Source organism: Streptomyces sp. R302, assembly GCF_012927245.1.
Classification (GTDB): domain Bacteria; phylum Actinomycetota; class Actinomycetes; order Streptomycetales; family Streptomycetaceae; genus Streptomyces.
This window is the reverse complement of the sequence record NZ_JABBGE010000009.1, coordinates 348,559-363,619: the sequence shown is the minus strand read 5'-3', so window position 1 is coordinate 363,619 and position 15,061 is coordinate 348,559. Positions and strand designations below refer to the sequence as shown.

14 protein-coding genes are annotated in these 15,061 nt (G+C 70.6%); 4 read left to right on the top strand and 10 right to left on the bottom strand.

The genetic code is table 11. The annotated features are described in order from the left end of the window. Nucleotides 1-154 precede the first annotated feature (154 nt). The gene (locus tag HHL19_RS28055) at nucleotides 155-1,402 is read left to right on the top strand and encodes a LuxR C-terminal-related transcriptional regulator (protein ID WP_169093132.1); all 1,248 of its coding nucleotides are present in this window, start codon (nucleotides 155-157) and stop codon (nucleotides 1,400-1,402) included. 125 nt (nucleotides 1,403-1,527) lie between these two features. After that, nucleotides 1,528-3,270, top strand: coding sequence for a bifunctional 3'-5' exonuclease/DNA polymerase (locus HHL19_RS28050; RefSeq protein ID WP_169093131.1), 1,743 nt, complete (start codon nucleotides 1,528-1,530; stop codon nucleotides 3,268-3,270). A 31-nt stretch (nucleotides 3,271-3,301) separates the two neighbouring features. Here the strand turns inward: HHL19_RS28050 and HHL19_RS28045 are convergent, their stop codons facing one another. Together HHL19_RS28045 and HHL19_RS28040 are read right to left on the bottom strand one after the other, a co-directional pair. Further along, nucleotides 3,302-4,645: a hypothetical protein gene (locus HHL19_RS28045; protein ID WP_169093130.1), complete on the bottom strand. Its 1,344-nt coding sequence runs from the start codon at nucleotides 4,643-4,645 to the stop codon at nucleotides 3,302-3,304. Nucleotides 4,646-4,784: 139 nt separating this feature from the next. Then, nucleotides 4,785-5,294 carry a SigE family RNA polymerase sigma factor gene (locus HHL19_RS28040; protein WP_169093129.1) on the bottom strand — a complete coding sequence of 170 codons (510 nt, stop codon included), beginning with the start codon at nucleotides 5,292-5,294 and terminating at the stop codon, nucleotides 4,785-4,787. Nucleotides 5,295-5,467: 173 nt separating this feature from the next. On the opposite strand from HHL19_RS28040, the gene HHL19_RS28035 reads away from it, so the two are divergent. Both HHL19_RS28035 and HHL19_RS28030 read left to right on the top strand, forming a co-directional pair. Then, nucleotides 5,468-5,851: a DUF6479 family protein gene (locus HHL19_RS28035; RefSeq protein ID WP_169093128.1), complete on the top strand. Its 384-nt coding sequence runs from the start codon at nucleotides 5,468-5,470 to the stop codon at nucleotides 5,849-5,851. Between the two features lie 12 nt (nucleotides 5,852-5,863). Then, a complete protein-coding gene (locus HHL19_RS28030) occupies nucleotides 5,864-6,667 on the top strand; it encodes an RNA polymerase subunit sigma-70 (RefSeq protein ID WP_169093127.1) in 804 nt (267 codons plus the stop codon). A gap of 57 nt (nucleotides 6,668-6,724) precedes the next feature. Here HHL19_RS28030 and HHL19_RS28025 read toward each other — a convergent pair whose 3' ends face one another. The 8 genes from HHL19_RS28025 to HHL19_RS27990 all read right to left on the bottom strand — a co-directional run bounded on the left by HHL19_RS28025 (nucleotide 6,725) and on the right by HHL19_RS27990 (nucleotide 15,039). Continuing rightward, the gene (locus HHL19_RS28025) at nucleotides 6,725-7,777 is read right to left on the bottom strand and encodes an aspartate-semialdehyde dehydrogenase (RefSeq protein WP_169093126.1); all 1,053 of its coding nucleotides are present in this window, start codon (nucleotides 7,775-7,777) and stop codon (nucleotides 6,725-6,727) included. A gap of 92 nt (nucleotides 7,778-7,869) precedes the next feature. Further along, on the bottom strand, nucleotides 7,870-9,060 hold the full coding sequence (locus HHL19_RS28020; protein ID WP_346768407.1) for an ATP-grasp domain-containing protein: 1,191 nt from the start codon (nucleotides 9,058-9,060) through the stop codon (nucleotides 7,870-7,872). Next, nucleotides 9,057-9,578, bottom strand: a complete 522-nt coding sequence (locus tag HHL19_RS28015) for a flavin reductase family protein (RefSeq protein WP_277355184.1) — start codon at nucleotides 9,576-9,578, stop codon at nucleotides 9,057-9,059. The genes HHL19_RS28020 and HHL19_RS28015 overlap by 4 nt, the downstream gene beginning before the upstream one ends. Then, nucleotides 9,565-10,839 (bottom strand): methylaspartate mutase, encoded by a 1,275-nt coding sequence (locus HHL19_RS28010; RefSeq protein ID WP_169093124.1) that lies wholly within the window; start codon nucleotides 10,837-10,839, stop codon nucleotides 9,565-9,567. Before HHL19_RS28010 ends, HHL19_RS28015 begins: the two co-directional genes overlap by 14 nt. 1 nt (nucleotide 10,840) lies before the next feature. Then, nucleotides 10,841-11,341, bottom strand: a complete 501-nt coding sequence (locus tag HHL19_RS28005) for a cobalamin-dependent protein (protein WP_169093123.1) — start codon at nucleotides 11,339-11,341, stop codon at nucleotides 10,841-10,843. A gap of 76 nt (nucleotides 11,342-11,417) precedes the next feature. Continuing rightward, on the bottom strand, nucleotides 11,418-12,668 hold the full coding sequence (locus HHL19_RS28000) for an MFS transporter (RefSeq protein WP_169093122.1): 1,251 nt from the start codon (nucleotides 12,666-12,668) through the stop codon (nucleotides 11,418-11,420). A gap of 11 nt (nucleotides 12,669-12,679) precedes the next feature. Next, nucleotides 12,680-13,921 (bottom strand): ATP-grasp domain-containing protein, encoded by a 1,242-nt coding sequence (locus HHL19_RS27995; RefSeq protein WP_169093121.1) that lies wholly within the window; start codon nucleotides 13,919-13,921, stop codon nucleotides 12,680-12,682. A 47-nt stretch (nucleotides 13,922-13,968) separates the two neighbouring features. Further along, nucleotides 13,969-15,039: an LLM class flavin-dependent oxidoreductase gene (locus HHL19_RS27990; protein ID WP_346768408.1), complete on the bottom strand. Its 1,071-nt coding sequence runs from the start codon at nucleotides 15,037-15,039 to the stop codon at nucleotides 13,969-13,971. Between the last annotated feature and the right edge of the window lie 22 nt (nucleotides 15,040-15,061).

Sequence of the window (15,061 nt, the reverse complement as noted above, 5' to 3'; positions counted from 1 at the left end):
CCGCGACCGCGTCTCCACGACCGCTTCTCCGCGCTCGCCTCTCGACGGGATCGAGCCTCCGCCCGCCCGTGCCCGTTCTCCGCCCTCCCTCCGGCCGGTCCCACCTGGCCGAAAGACCAGCCGGCCTCCCCAAGTCCCTGATTAGGCTGGCGACATGGACGTGACCACGCTGAACGCCGCGTACGAGATCCTCCGCAGGCCGCTCGACGGGGTCCTCGCACAGCTCTCCGCCACGCTCGCCCCCGTCGTCCCGCACCTCGGCGCCGCCGAACTCTCCACGCACTGCGCGCACTCGCCGTTCAAGACGGCCGGCGACGCGGCCGACGGGCTCACCCCCGCCGACCTGGCGCCGCTGCTCGCCGCCGGGGTCCCCGGCGAACCCTGGCAGGGCACGGTCCGGCTCGGCGGACGCCCGCGCCCGGTCCTCGCGGTGACGAGCGACGCCACCGCCCGGCGCTCCCTCCTGGTCCTGCTCCGCGCGGACGGCGCCGCGCCCGCGGGACCGGACGGACTCGCCCTGGCGCAGGCCCTGTGGGACCTGGTGACCAGCCATCTCGACCGGTTCGCGGTCGAGGCCATGCCGGGGGCGCTGGCCCGCTCCCGTACCGCCGCCGACACCCGCGCGCGGGTCATCGCCGAACTGACCACCTCCCACGCGGCGGCCGTCTCCGGCGTCCTGTCGGTGCTCCGCAGCCGGAAGCTGGACGACACGGCCGCTCGGGCGGCCGCCACCGACCTCGCCGCCTCCGCGCTCCTGGAGATCCGTTCCGTGCGGCAGCGGGACCGCGCGGTCGCGGAGGAGTCCGCGCGCGCCGCCTTCGGCAGGCTCGCCGACGAGCTGCGGACGGTCTTCCGGCACCACCCGGCACGGCTCGAACTCGGCCCGCCGGACAGCGACGTCTCGCTCCCCGCCGACCTCGCCCACAGCGCCCGCGCGATCGTCCGCGCGCTGCTGCCGATCGTCCTGGACCAGGAGGGCGTGGGCCGGGTGCACGTCGGCTGGCGGCTCACCGAGCAGGAACTGCTCGCCACCGTCCGCGACGACGGCCCGGGCGCGCTCGCCGCCTGCGACGTCGGCGCGGGCACGGTACGGGACCGGCTCGACGTCCTCGGCGGCCGGATCGAGCTGGAGACCGTCCCCGGCTGGGGCACCACGATGACGGCGGTCCTGCCGCTGGCCACACCGGACGCACCGGCCGGGGCGGCGCATCCGCTGGCGACCCTGGGCGAGCGGGAGACCGAGGTCCTGCGCCACCTGGCCCTCGGCCACCGCAACCGCCACATCGCCGGGGAACTGCACATCAGCGAGTCCACCGTGAAGTTCCACGTGGCGAACATCCTCGGCAAACTCGGCGTCGCCTCCCGCGGCGAAGCGGCCGCCCTCTTCCACGCGGCGGCGTGAGGGACCGCACCGCACCGCACCGCACCGCACCGTTGCCACGGCCACGGCCACTGCCACGTGAAGGCCCTCGCCGCGCCGCGCCCGCGTGACGGCCCCTGTCAGTAGCGGATGCCAGACTCGCACCCATGAGCGAGAGGTGGGCGCTGGCGCCGGAGCCGGAGGGGGAGGGCGCGGTCCTCGTCCCCCTGCGGCCGGACGGCGCGCCCGCCGGGGAGGTGCGCCGCGAGGCCGACCTGGTCGCCGCCGTGCGGGCCCGGCCCGAGGTGGCGCGCTGGGTGTGGCGGTCGACGGCCGAGGTCTATCCCCGACTGCTCGCCGCCGGCGTCCGCGTCGAGCGGTGCTACGACGTGGAGGACGCCGAGCAGCTGCTCCTCGGCCACGAGGGCCGGCTCGGCGAGCCCCGTTCGGCCGCCGCCGCGTGGGCCCGGCTGCGGAACGGGCCGGTGCCGTCCGACCCGCCGCCGCGCACCGCCGAGCCCGGCTCCCAGGACTCGCTCTTCGAGCCGAGACCGGCCGTCTCCGTCCCCTTCGAGGGCCTCCTGGAGGTGTACGCGGAGCAGCAGCGCCGCCACGACCGGGCCGAGCACCCGGGCAGGATGCGGCTGCTGACCGCCGCCGAGTCGGCCGGGATGCTGGTCGCCGCCGAGATGCACCGGGCGGGACTGCCGTGGCGGGCCGACGTGCACCGGGAGCTGCTGCACGAGCTGCTGGGCGAGCGGTACGCGGGCGGGGGCGAGCCGCGCCGCCTCGCGGAGCTGGCGGACGAGGTGTCGGCCGCCTTCGGCCGCCGGGTGCGCCCCGATCTCCCGGCGGACGTGATCAAGGCCTTCGCGGGCGCCGGGATCCGGCTGCGGTCCACCCGCCGCTGGGAGCTTGAGGAGCTCGACCACCCGGCGGTGGCGCCGCTGATCGCGTACAAGAAGCTGTACCGGATCTGGACGGCGCACGGCTGGTCCTGGCTGGCGGACTGGGTGCGCGACGGCCGCTTCCGGCCCGAGTACCTCCCGGGCGGCACGGTCAGCGGCCGCTGGACCACCAACGGCGGCGGGGCGCTCCAGATCCCGAAGGTGATCCGGCGCGCGGTCGTCGCCGACGAGGGCTGGCGGCTCGTGGTCGCGGACGCGGACCAGATGGAGCCGCGGGTGCTCGCCGCGATCTCCCGCGACCCGGGCCTGATGGAGGTCGCCGGCCATCCGGACGACCTGTACACCCGGCTGTCGGACCGGGCGTTCTCCGGCGACCGCGACCACGCCAAGCTCGCCCTGCTCGGCGCGATCTACGGCCAGACCAGCGGCGACGGCCTGAAGAACCTGGCGGCGCTGCGCCGCCGCTTCCCCCGCGCCGTGGCCTATGTCGACGAGGCGGCGAAGGCCGGCGAGGAGGGCCGGCTGGTCCGCACCTGGCTGGGCCGTACGAGTCCGAGGGCGGCCGGCGCCGCCGACGACGGCGAGGCGGGCCTCCCCCAGGACGACCCGGAACGGTCGACCGGGCCGGACCGGACGACCGGACAGAACCGGACGACCGGCGACGACGACGGCTCCGGCTTCACCCCGGGGTACGCCTCGAACAACGCCCGGGCCCGAGGCCGATTCACCCGCAACTTCGTCGTCCAGGGCAGCGCCGCCGACTGGGCCCTGCTGATGCTGGCGGCCCTGCGCCGCGCCCTCTCCGCCGCCGGGATGCGCGCCGAGCTGGTCTTCTTCCAGCACGACGAGGTGATCGTGCACTGCCCGGCCGAGGAGGCCGCGGCGGTGACGGAGGCGATCCGGGCGGCGGGCGACGAGGCGGGCCGGATCGCCTTCGGCGCGACCCCGGTCCGCTTCCCGTTCACGACGGCGACGGTGGAGCGGTACGCGGACGCCAAGTAGCGCCCGCGTACCGCCCCTCGCGCACCTCGCCTCACTTCGCGGGCAGCTTGGCCCACTTCGGGTCGAGGGCGATCTTCTTCAGCTGCTCCATGGTGAGCGCGGGCTCGGCGCGGGTGGCCGCCTCGTGCTGCGCGCCGGTGTTGAAGGCGGAGACGACGACCCGGAAGCCGTCCTTCGTCATGGTGTCGGCGGTCCACCAGACGACGCCCTCGCCGCCCTTCTCGCCGGGCTGCTGGGTGAGCTTCACCTTGCGGCCGTCGGGGAGGGTGGTGACGTCACCGGAGCCGTAGAGCTGGCCGGCGACGTCGCCCATGCCGTACTGCACGTTGATCTGGACGAGGCTCTTGCCCTTGCCGTCGTCGACGACCAGGAACCCGAACTCGCCCTCGCCGCCCTTGTCGACGACCTTCAGCCCCTGCGGCAGCAGGGCACGCAGGGTGTTGGTCACGACGCCGCCGGTGATCTGCGGCGGCGCCTGGCGGACCTCGCCGGGCTTGCCTGCCTTGCCGGGCCGGGCGGGCGCGGTGGGCAGCGGCGGGATCTGCTTCAGGAGCGGCCGCCACGCCTCGGCGGCGACGAGCGTCTTGAGCTGGGCGGCGGTGAAGGGCGGGTTCTCGCGGCTGATCGCGGCGCCCTTCTCGGCGGGCGCGTTGTACTCGCTGACGTCGACGAGGAAGCCGTCCTTGGTCAGCAGTGTGGCCCGCCAGTTCTTGGTCTCCTCGCGCTTGTCGGGGTACTCGTACCCCTGGAAGACCATCCACCGGGAGCCGTCGCGGAGCCGCCCCTCGTCGCAGTCGTCGTACGGGACGTACGCCTTCGACGGACAGGTCACCATGTCGGCGCCCGCGTCGGGGGCGCGGCCGGCCCGGGAGAGGAAGACGCCGACGGCGGCCTCGCCCTCGCCGTCGTCGAAGTACCCGCCGACGCCCTGGCCGGTGCCTTCGAGGCTGTCGAACCGCCACTTTCCGGCGGGGGTGTGGGCCTTGAGGACGTCGGCGATCTCGGAGAGCGGGATCTCGGCCTCCCCGGGCTTCAGCTCCACGGCGTCCGTCGGGGTCGCGTCCGGCGCCGCGGTCTCCCCCGCCTTCCCGCCGCCCCCCTCCGGCGCCCCCGCCACGGACGCCTTGTCGGCCTGCTTGGCGGGGGTGACGACGGAGCCGGCGTACACGCCGCCGACGCCGATGGCGGCGAGCGCGAGGGCGCCGCCGGTGACGGCGAGCCTGCGGCGCAGCAGCCGGCGGCGGCCGCGGGCGAGGCCGCCGGTGACGAGCTCGGGCCTGCTGTCCACGGGGAAGCCCTCGCCGGTGGCGCGCAGGGCGGAGCCGAACTCGCCGAGGAACTCCGCGTCGGGGTCGTGGTGTTCGTTCTGGGGCATGACGAAGTAGCCCTCTCTGCTGGTGAGATACGGGAAGCCGGTGAGGTACCGGAAGCGTGACGGGTGCGGCGGGATGCGGCGGGATGCGGCGGGGTGCGGTGCGGCGGCGCTCCGCTCAGCGCATGAGCGCGCCAGCGCGTCAGCGGGCCGCGAACTCGGCGATGCTGCCGCCGAGTCGCTGCCGCAGCTTGCCGAGCGCCCGGGTGCAGCGGGTGCGGACGGCGGCGGAGCTGGTGTGCAGGGCGTCGGCGGTCTCCTCGACGCTGCGGTCCTCCCAGTAGCGCAGCACCACGACCGCCCGGTCCTTCGGGGGCAGTGCGGCGAGCGCGTCGAGGAGGGCGATCCGCAGCAGCGGGTCCCGGCCGTCGTCCGGGGTGTGGTCGGGCAGTTCGCCCAGCGGGCGCTCGGTGGCGGAGCGTCGCCGCTGGTGGCTGAGGAACGTACGGACGAGCACGGTCTGGGCGTACGCGGCGGGGTTGCCGATCCGGGACACCCTCCCCCAGAGCGCGTACATCTTCCCCAGCGTCTCCTGCGTGAGGTCCTCGGCGAGGTGGACGTCCCCGCTGGTCAGCAGGCAGGCCGACCGGAACAGCTGGCCGGTGCGCGCCGAGGCGAACTCCAGGAACTCGTCCGCGCGGGACGTTCTCATGTCCCCCCTCTCCCTGGTGGTCGGTCGCGAGTGGTCACCGGCGGTCGCCCTGTGCGACCGCCGAGCTCGCTGTCGTGCCGTACACCCCTTCGACGCCGCGGAGCCGAGGAAATGTTTCATCGAACTCGCCCTCGAACGCATCCGAAGAAGCGGAATCGGGTAATCCTGTTGGTATGAACACTCTCAGCGCGGAGATCCTGGCCGCTGGGGTCTGGCAGTCAGGTCTGGCACAAGTACTCGGCGGCCTCGTGCTCGTCGCCGTCCTCATCGGGGCCTTCTGGCTCGGTTACCGCGTCCGCACCCGCGAGCCCCGGCCACCGGAGCCCGACGAACAACCACACCGCCCGGACACCGGCGCGCTCCCCGGAGAGACCTCGGAGTACCGCCAGGGCACCGAGATGCCGCACACCGACGGCGAGCACCGGCTCATGCCGTACCAGCTCAAGGGCGGCGGCGGCACCGAGACCGCGCCGACCCCGCCGGACGAGGAGAAGCGCAAGTGGGGCGGGATCTCCAGCGGCGGCTTCGGCAGCGGAGGCACCGGACACGGCGACTGAACGGCGACCGACGTGCACGCCACCACACGCGGGCGGCTGAGGGCGATGGCCCTCGGCCTGCTCGGCTCCGCCCCCGAGGCGGACCGGGCGGTACGGACCACGGAACGCGCCCTCGCCTCGTACGGCCCCGGACCGAGGGCGCGCCGGGGCCCGGGCCCCGTCCCCGATCCCGGCCCGCCGCCGGAAGCCGTCCTGGCCCGGGTCTGCCTAAGCCGGCTCCGGGCCCGTGAAGCCCGCCGCACCGACCCCTGGGACCCCTGGGCGGACGGGCCCGACACCCCCGGCCCGACACCCGCGGAACGGCTCGTCCTCGTCCTCCACGACCGCTACGGCGTCCCGTACGAGACCCTCGCCACCGTCCTGGAACGCGCCCCGGCGGCCGTCCGCCAGATCGGCGCCCGCGCCAGGGCCCGCGTCCGGGGCGCCGAGGAGATGCCCGCCCCCGACCCCGTACGGCTCCGGGCCGCCGTGGACGCGGTCCTCGCCGCCGCCCGCGAGGGCGACACGGCCGCCCTGCGCGCCCTCCTCGATCCCGACGCCGTCCTGCGCGCCGACCGCGGAGCCGTACGCGGCGGAGTCCGCCCCGCCCACGGCGCCCCGGCCGTCGCCCGCGTCCTCGCCGCCCGCGCGGCGGTGGCCCGCCCGATCCTGGTGGACGGCGCCCCCGCCCTGGTCGCCGCCCCGGACGCGGTCTACGTCTTCACCGCCCCGGCCGGCCCGATCACCTCGATCGACGTCCTCGCCGACCCACCCCACGTCTCCCGCCTGGCCATCACGCCCGCCGAAACCGGAAAACCCCAGGTCAGAAGGGTCTGACCTGGGGTTCGACCTGAGCCGCCCCCGGGATTCGGACGGATGGCCCGCTACGCCCTGCTACGCGTCGACCAGGTTCGCCGCGACCACCTCGGCGATCTGGACAGCGTTGAGGGCCGCGCCCTTCCGCAGGTTGTCATTGCTGATGAAGAGCACGAGGCCACGCCCCTCCTCGACGCTCTGGTCCTGGCGAATCCTGCCCACGAAACTCGCGTCCCGGCCGCACGCCTGGAGCGGGTTCGGAATGTCGGACAGCTGGACGCCAGGGGCGTTCCCGAGCAACACGGATGCGCGCTCGGCGGAGAGGGGACGGGCGAACTCCGCGTGCACCGTGAGGGAATGGCCGGTGAAGACCGGGACCCGGACACAGGTCCCGGCGACACGCAGCGACGGCAGGCCGAGGATCTTCCTGCTCTCATTGCGCAGCTTCTGCTCCTCGTCGGTCTCGGCGGATCCGTCGGAGACGATCGAACCGGCCATCGGCACCGTGTTGAAGGCGATGGTCCTGGCGAATTTCACCGGAGGCGGGAAGTCCACCGCCGCCCCGTCGATCGCCAGGCCGGCCGCTCGGTCGATCGCTCCGCTCACCTGGGACCTGAGCTCCTCCACTCCAGCGACCCCGCCGCCGGACACCGCCTGGTAGGTGCTCGCAGTGAGCCGCACCAGACCGGCCTCGTCATGCAACGGCTTGATCACCGGCATCGCGGCCATCGTCGTGCAGTTGGGATTGGCTATGATGCCGCGCCGCGCCTCGGACACCGCTTCCGGGTTGACCTCGCTGACCACCAGCGGCACATCGGGATCCATCCGGAACGCCGAGGAGTTGTCGATGACGACGGCCCCGGCCTCCGCGAACCGGGGTGCCAGCCGCAGTGCCGTCGCTCCCCCGGCGGAGAAGATGACGATGTCCAGGCCCGACGGGTCTGCCGTTTCGGCGTTCTCCACCACGATGCTGTCATCGCCCCACGGAAGCCGCTGACCCGCCGATTTCGCGGAGGCGAAGAAGCGCAGCTGCCCGATCGGGAAATCACGCTGCCGAAGGATGCTGCGGATCACTACTCCCACTTGCCCGGTCGCGCCCACTACGCCGACTCGGAGACCTTGAGCGGCCATGACTGCCCTGCTTTCTTGTCTTGGTTTCGAACTGGTCACACGGCTGGGCCGCCCGGAGCCCCGTCACCGCGTGGGTCGACAGCGGTGCCGGCCTACGCGGAATGCGGCGGAACGGTGGTGACGACCAGTGACTGCTGGACGAACGTGACGGCACTCTCGAGCTCGGGGGAAGACGGAGCGGCCAGCACGATCGCGCCCGTCCGATGACCCGAACTCCGCACCGCCAGGACCGTGTCCCCGGGCTCGACCTCCACGCCCGCCTGGAGCACCGACGGGTGGCTCCGCACCGCGTCCAGACCGCGGATGTCCCGCACCACACCCGGTTCCGAGATGGTGAAGATGCTGGCGGCATGCCGGAACGGGCCGACCGGCCGTTCGGGCAGCGGCATCCCCACCGCCATCCGGACCACCATCTCGTACCAGTCGATGCCGTACGTGGCACCGAGGAGATCCATCAGGTAGTCGCCCGGAGTCCGGACCGCGACCTCGATGGGAACCGGCCCGGCGGCGGAGAGGCGGAACTCCATGTGCACCAGACCGGTCCGCATCCCCAACGCGCGCAGCACCCGGGCACCGGTGTCGGCCACCTGCCCGGCCATCGGTTCCGGCAGGTGTACTCCCGTGCGATGACCCACCTCGACGAACTGGGGCGGCCCGGTGGTCTCCTTGGCGGTGGTGTTGGCGAACCACACCTCGCCGTCGCGGACCAGCGCCTCCCAGCTGTACTCCGGGCCGTCGATCGCCTCTTCCACGATGACCCGCTCACCGGCGCGGGCCTGCGCCACGGCACGGAAGCTCTCGGCATCGGTCACCAGTTCCACACCGTCGCTGCCGGCGGAGGACAGCGGCTTGACGATCACCGGCCAGCGCTCGGCGGCCCAGTCCATCTCCTCGGCGAGGGAGTCGGTCACGATGTACGCCGGCTGAGCGATCCCGGCCGCGGTGAACAGCGCTCTCTGCAGCGCCTTGTTCCGAGAAGCCGTCGCGGCGTGCAAGGACGGCCCGGGGAGACCGAACCGATCCTGGATCATGGCCGCGACGATGACCTGGGGCTCGTTGAAGGCGATGACGCCGTCGAACGGGCCGTCCCGAAGGGCGAGGCAGGCGCCCTCCATCCAGTGCTCGTCCAGATCGCCCGGGGCCTGCGCGACACCCGCCGTACCCGTCACCTGGTCGGCACGGGAGGCCGCCTCGACGGCATGGACGCTCACCCCGAGGCGACCGGCGGCGGCGACGTACGGCCGGCCCATCTGGCCGACCCCGATCAGCATGAGCTTCTTCACCGGGCTCCCTCCAGCACGGGCAGCGACGCGTCATGGTGGGACGACCAGGCGCTGTATTCGCCGCGGCGGTACAGCAGCGGGACGCGGGGAAAGACAGCGGTGCCTTCCACCCGGGCGGTGAAGAGCCAATGGTCGTCAGCACGGGTGGTGTCGACGATCCGGCACTCGGCATAGCTGAGGGCGACGTCCGTCAAGAGCGGTGCCCCTGCCGCGAGGGCGGAGGGCTCCCACTCCACGTGCGCGAACTTGTCGGTCGCCTTGCTCGCGAACAGCTCCGACGCCGCCTGGCCCTCCACCGAGAGGAAGTTCACCGCGAACGCCTGCGAGGCGACGATCGCCGGCAGCGTCCGCGAGCCCGCACCCACCGAGATCAGGAGCGACGGCGTCGCTGCCGACACCGCGCACACCGCATTGCTGGTGAAACCGAACGGGGTGTTGTCCGCACCCATCGCAGTCACGATTGCGACCGGGGTGGGAAAGGAACCGAAGAGTTCCCTGAAGCGGTCAGAACTTTCCATCATCGCCCTTCTCTCTGTTTTGCTGACCGTGGTCATAGCGATGGGCGACATGATTCAGCATACGGTAGAGCTCGCTCGACTCGAGCGACCCCATCGCATTCTGCCGCACCGATCCCCGGAATGGTAGATTCCCAATGTCGCCCCATTTGAGAGCACCCTGATCGTCCAGCACGCACGTCGTTCTGTTCTGATTGTCGGCGTGCAGGCAGAAGGGAATGTCGAGCACCCCCAACGCGAAGGCACGGGTGAGCGCCGTACCAATATCGGCGTCCAGATCGAGGACCCCTTCGATCATGCATCGGGCTTCTTCCATTATTTCATCGAAGTATTCCTTTTCCTGCGGCCCTGCAGCTGCCGGCGGCCCACCGGCGGCAGCGGACGCCACCCGCAGTGCGTCCAGGTTCTCCGCCACGCTCGGTATCTGCCACGCCTCGGACACCGTCTTCACGATGAGGCGTTCACAGTGCGTGTCGCGGGCCAGTCGGGCACTGCTGCGAATCAGCTCCGTGGCGCCGTCAGGAGTACTCGGAAACAGCCCCATGTAGGTGTAGAGGACGACATGCCACGTGGCCGAAGGAAGATATTCCTGCGCCAGTGTCCGCAGCACGCGCACAGCCGCTCTGTCCTGATCGTCGTGCGTCCCCTGGGCGTAGCTCAGCGACATGGACCGCACGCCGTGCTGTGCGAAGAACAGTCCTTCCAGCACCGTCATGGCGATCAGCAGCGACGGCGGGCACAACTGCCCCAGCAGGCACCCTCCGAAGCTCTCGATGTGCCCGTGCTCCACCTCGCCGGCGAGGTAGCGGCAGCTCTCGGCCCACGCCGATACCGCATGCTCGAGCGGGAGACGGCTGTACGGCAAGCAGTAGGAGACCGGCCCGCCTTCCGTCGCGTCCAGGCCGGCGAGCACCAGGCTCTCGATCACCCGCAACGGCAGGGCCGTGCCGTGCCGGACCTGAATGGGAAACCCGGGCCCGTACAGTCCGGCGAGCATTTCCCGGGTCTTTTCCATCGGGTGGGAGACGATCGGGTACCCGTTGAGTTCCTCCCCCGCCCTCAGCCGCTCGATCGAGCTCACGTGGTCGCCGACGCGGGTATAACTGTCGACGGTGATGGTTCCGACGACCGGGATGTCGAGGTCATGTACCGCGCGCAGGCCCGCGCGCATCGTAGCGATGTTGCCGAACCCCATCCGGGGCTGCACCACCAGGGTTTCGCGTCGTCGGGCGTCGGCAATGAACCGATCCATGTAGCCGGACATGCTACTGAGCCATGGACAGGCTGGCGGCGCGCCCGTCCCACGGTGCGACCACCGGCATGCTGGGCTGCCAGGCAGCGAACCCGTAACGGACGCCGAAATCCAGGAATTCCTGGAAGCGATCGACGGCGTTCTCACCCACGAAGACGTCGGTGCAGCCCTGGGAGAGCAATTCCCGGCGCACCCGATCGTTGTCCGACGGTGCAGTGGTGAGTTTGCCGCCCGCGACACAGGGAACGTCGATGCCGGCTCGCTTGAACTCCGTCAGAACGACGCTGGTGCCGTAGTAGCCATGACCGTTGACACTGGAAACCACAACCAGGTCCGGCTGAAATTCGTTGACCTCCTTGACGACCAGATCCGCGGGCGTGCAGCCGCCCAGATTGCGAACCTCTCCGCCATTCTCGGCGATGAATTTCTCCAGATAGATCAGGTTCCAGAAATGGGAGTCGGATTCGACAGTGGTCAGCAGGCAGCGAAAGGCTTCGCCTTCCTCAATGCTCATGGTACGGGCTTCCCCTTATGTGGAAAGTGCAGAGCTGAGCGAACGTATCGCCCGCAACGAATGGAATGGAGCCGGTCTAACCGTTCAATGCGCGGTGGAAGGAACGCATCGTCAGCGGGAGCAGGACGGCGGAAACTCCACTCAGCGCGATCGCGGAGATCGCGATAAGCGATTGCGGCCCGAGACTGGTGCCGAGGCCGGCCAGCAGCAGTCCGCCGAGCGGTGCCGCCAGGAGATTGATCATGTAGAACGGCCCCATGACCTTGCCCAGGTGCTCCGGCTCGATCACCCTGATCCGCTGGGTGCGGTTGTAGACGTTGAAGTAGGTCACCCCGACCATCGCCGCGACGAAAGCCGGACCGTAGACCAGCAGCGACGGCGCGAAGCCGAGCACCACCAGACAGGCACACAGGAGGGCGAGGCCGACCACGCCGATCACCCTGACGTCGAAGAAGCGCAGCAGGAACGGGATGACCAGCAGGTTGGCCATTCCGACCACGCCGATACAGACATTCAGGAGAGCGAATGCCGATTCCGGGCCGTCGAACACGTCGGTCACCAACGCCGCATTGGCGCTGAGCGCCGTGCCGAAGACCAGGTTGATCGAGAAGTTCAGACCGGCCAGCAGGACCAACGGCTTGTTCCTGGCCAGAAGTCTCCAGCCCAGGCCGAGCTCGGCCATGGTCTCCCTCGCGCTGCCGGGCTTCGCGGCCCTCGGTCCGCGGGGTACGGGCAGCCAGCAGCAGGCAGCGGCCGCGAACACCGCGGCGGCGACGCCGAGGAGCATGGTCTTGTCGACGAGCATCACGCCCAGCAGCGCGAGCGCGGGGCCGACGGCCATCGCCGAGACCTCCATGCTCTGGACCAGCCCCTGTGTCTTCGGCAGGTCCTCGCCCGTGGCCACCTGTGGCACGACCTTCTCGATCGCCATGTGAACCGGCGCCAGGAACAGGGCGAGGAGCGCTCCGCAGGACATCAGGATCGGAGTCTGCCAGTCCGACAGCAGCAGGCAGCCGGCCAGGGCGAGGACGAGAACGACCGATCGGCCGGCGGTGACGACGGAGAACAGCCGGGGACCCCCGTCCCGGTCGGCTATCAGACCCGCGAACGGATATGCCAGCAACGCCGGAAGCCATTCGATGGCATAGGCGAGGCCCAGGAGGGCGACATCGTTCGTCTTCTGGAAGATGAGCAGGGGAAGGGCGAAGAGCACGATCTGTTCCGCCACGGCGCCCAGCAGGACCCCGGTCAGGAAGAGGGGGCGTGTCCGGCCGGCGTGCTTCGCCGCTGGCGGAATCGGCGTGAGGGTCTTCACTGCTGACGACATCTCTCTCCCCTTCACACCGGAAGCAGACTGGTCTCGATGCGGAAGTTCTCGATGATGTGCTGAATATCCGCTTCGACTTGCGCTTCGTCCCCGACGAGGATGTACCGCCCGCTGTGGATGGCGTCGTAACTGCCGTCCGGGTCCAGCACCTCCCCCGGGCTGGGCACGAGTTCGCGCCAGACCGTCGGGACCGAGGGCCGCATCGAGGTCCGGTGGAGCACCTTGGCGGGAAGCCGGTCGGGCTTGGGAATGATCAGCCAGCCACCGGACGGGTCCGACGTCTTCGCCGGGAGGGAGACGGGCTCTCCGCAGATCGCCTGCAACCAGACCCAGCTCAGGTTGACGCCGAAGAGCCGGTTGATGAGATGCGGCACCTCGGCGCCGCCGACACGCCCGGCGATCTCCAGGAAGACGATCTCCTCGTCCTGGGTCACGAAGAGTTCCAGGTGGATCGCCATCGACCTCATGCCGAGCGCGGCGACACAGGCCCGGGCGAACTCCTCGACTCTCGTCCTCAGCGCGGACTCCTGCACGACCACCGAACCGAGCGGTTCTCCCGACGTCTCGAACGCAAGGCAGTCGTTGATGTACCGGGACACCACCTGGAAGGGCACCCGCGCCTCGTGGTCGGCGAATCCGTCCACGTGGTAGACGGTCCCCTCGATCAGTTCCTCGATCTGGTAGTCGGCGCTGTCGATGGCCGCCAACCACGACCGGAGCGACGCTTCGTCCGCCACGCGGTGTACGCCCTTGCTGGCCGCCCCGGCGACCGGCTTGAGGATCAGGGGATACCCGATGTCCCGGGCGCTCCGCGTGGTCGTCTCCACATCCCCGCAAGGGGCGAACCGAGGCACCCGTACACCCGCGTCGGCGAGGAGCTGCTTCATGGTCAGCTTGTTCCGATAGGTGTCGACCTCCGCCGGACGCGGACCGGGGATGTCCAGTTCCTCGCGGACCTGGGCAGCCACGTCCAGCAGGTACTCCGAGAACGCCACCAGCTGATCGACGGGTCCGACGCGGTCGGATATTCCCCGTACGGCGGCACACACCGCGTCGAGATCCGTCAGATCCTCGAGAAGGACGAAATCCGCGATGTGCGAACGATCGGCGAGGACTCCGGTAGCCCCTTCCGCGTCGACCACATAGCTGATCCGGTGCCGGCCGTGGTCGAGATCCTCGAATCGCTCGAGTTCGTTGTCCCAGCGCCGTTCGTCGGAGAACCTGGGCCAGCGGTTGAGAATCACGATGTGCATGGGGTCCGTCTTTCAGTGAGGTGAGTTCAGCGGGTTTGGGCAAGCAGTCATGACTGCGGCTGCGCGTCACGCTCCAGCTCACGGATGAGGGGCACCACGTGGGTGAAGAAGGTCCTCATCTCCGGCCGGGTCGGCCAGCCGGAGAAGATGAACTCGCTGATACCGGCGAGCTTGTACTCGAAGAGGTAGTCGGCCACCTCCTGGTAGCTGCCGACCAGGCAGAGCGCCGGGCCTCCGCGGTAGGGGACGGCGCCCGTGTAGATGTAGGGCGAGAGCCACTTCCCGGAAGCCTGATCGGCGAGCCGGAAGGAGGACTTCACCGCTTCGGAGTCCACGTTCTTGACGAATTCGCGGATCCACGCCTCGTGTTCGGCGTCGGGATCGCCCATCAGCTCGGCGAGTTCGGCCAGCGCCTCCTCGCGGGTCTCCCGGGCGAGCACGTGCATCCGGGTACCGACCCGGCAGCCCCCCTCGATCAGCGGCAGGCTCGCCTGCCGCATCCCTTCCGGGGTGTCGCCGTAACGCATCCAGCAGTCGCCGTAGCTGAGGGCGGTCTGCTGCGCCACCTCCGAGGCACCGCTGATGTAGATCTCCGGACGCTTGCCGCCCTTGTAACCGAGGTGCAGTTCCGCGTCCTTGATCGAGTAGTGCTGCCCGTCGAAGGTCTGCGGGACCTCGCCCTCCCAGAACTCCCGGAGGATGTGCAGGAACTCACCCGACCTGGCGTACCGCTGGTCATGGGCCAGGTAATCGCCGTAGCCGGCCTGCTCGGCCACCGAGATCCCGGCGACCACATTGAGGGCGAGGCGGTCGTCGGACATCCAGGAAAGGGTGTTGACGATCTGCGTGAAGAGCGTCGGAGAAAGGAGCCCCGGGCGGTACGCGAGCATGAACTTGACCCGCTCGGTCTGCTGGGTGAGGGCCGCGATGATCGGCACGGGATCCGGCAGGTAGTGCCCGATCCCGAACAGGAGGCTGTCGACGCCGAGTTCCTCGGCCTCCTTGACGAAGTCGGTGATCTCACCCATGTCCAGGGCGCCCAGCTTGTACTTCTCCGTGGGCTTGGCCTGGCCGCCCCCGTCCGTCGGTACGTCCCAATGAATGCGCAGCGGTTCCACTGTTGTTCTCCTCATTCCGGAA

What these genes read in the sequence shown, in the direction of transcription:
- HHL19_RS28000 (WP_169093122.1), bottom strand. Translation starts at nt 12,668, where the DNA reads ATGTCGTCAGCAGTGAAGACCCTCACGCCGATTCCGCCAGCGGCGAAG.
- HHL19_RS28015 (WP_277355184.1), bottom strand. Translation starts at nt 9,578, where the DNA reads ATGGAAAGTTCTGACCGCTTCAGGGAACTCTTCGGTTCCTTTCCCACC.
- HHL19_RS28045 (WP_169093130.1), bottom strand. Translation starts at nt 4,645, where the DNA reads ATGCCCCAGAACGAACACCACGACCCCGACGCGGAGTTCCTCGGCGAG.
- HHL19_RS28005 (WP_169093123.1), bottom strand. Translation starts at nt 11,341, where the DNA reads ATGAGCATTGAGGAAGGCGAAGCCTTTCGCTGCCTGCTGACCACTGTC.
- HHL19_RS28040 (WP_169093129.1), bottom strand. Translation starts at nt 5,294, where the DNA reads ATGAGAACGTCCCGCGCGGACGAGTTCCTGGAGTTCGCCTCGGCGCGC.
- HHL19_RS28025 (WP_169093126.1), bottom strand. Translation starts at nt 7,777, where the DNA reads ATGGCCGCTCAAGGTCTCCGAGTCGGCGTAGTGGGCGCGACCGGGCAA.
- HHL19_RS28055 (WP_169093132.1), top strand. Translation starts at nt 155, where the DNA reads ATGGACGTGACCACGCTGAACGCCGCGTACGAGATCCTCCGCAGGCCG.
- HHL19_RS28050 (WP_169093131.1), top strand. Translation starts at nt 1,528, where the DNA reads ATGAGCGAGAGGTGGGCGCTGGCGCCGGAGCCGGAGGGGGAGGGCGCG.
- HHL19_RS27995 (WP_169093121.1), bottom strand. Translation starts at nt 13,921, where the DNA reads ATGCACATCGTGATTCTCAACCGCTGGCCCAGGTTCTCCGACGAACGG.
- HHL19_RS28010 (WP_169093124.1), bottom strand. Translation starts at nt 10,839, where the DNA reads ATGTCCGGCTACATGGATCGGTTCATTGCCGACGCCCGACGACGCGAA.
- HHL19_RS28035 (WP_169093128.1), top strand. Translation starts at nt 5,468, where the DNA reads ATGAACACTCTCAGCGCGGAGATCCTGGCCGCTGGGGTCTGGCAGTCA.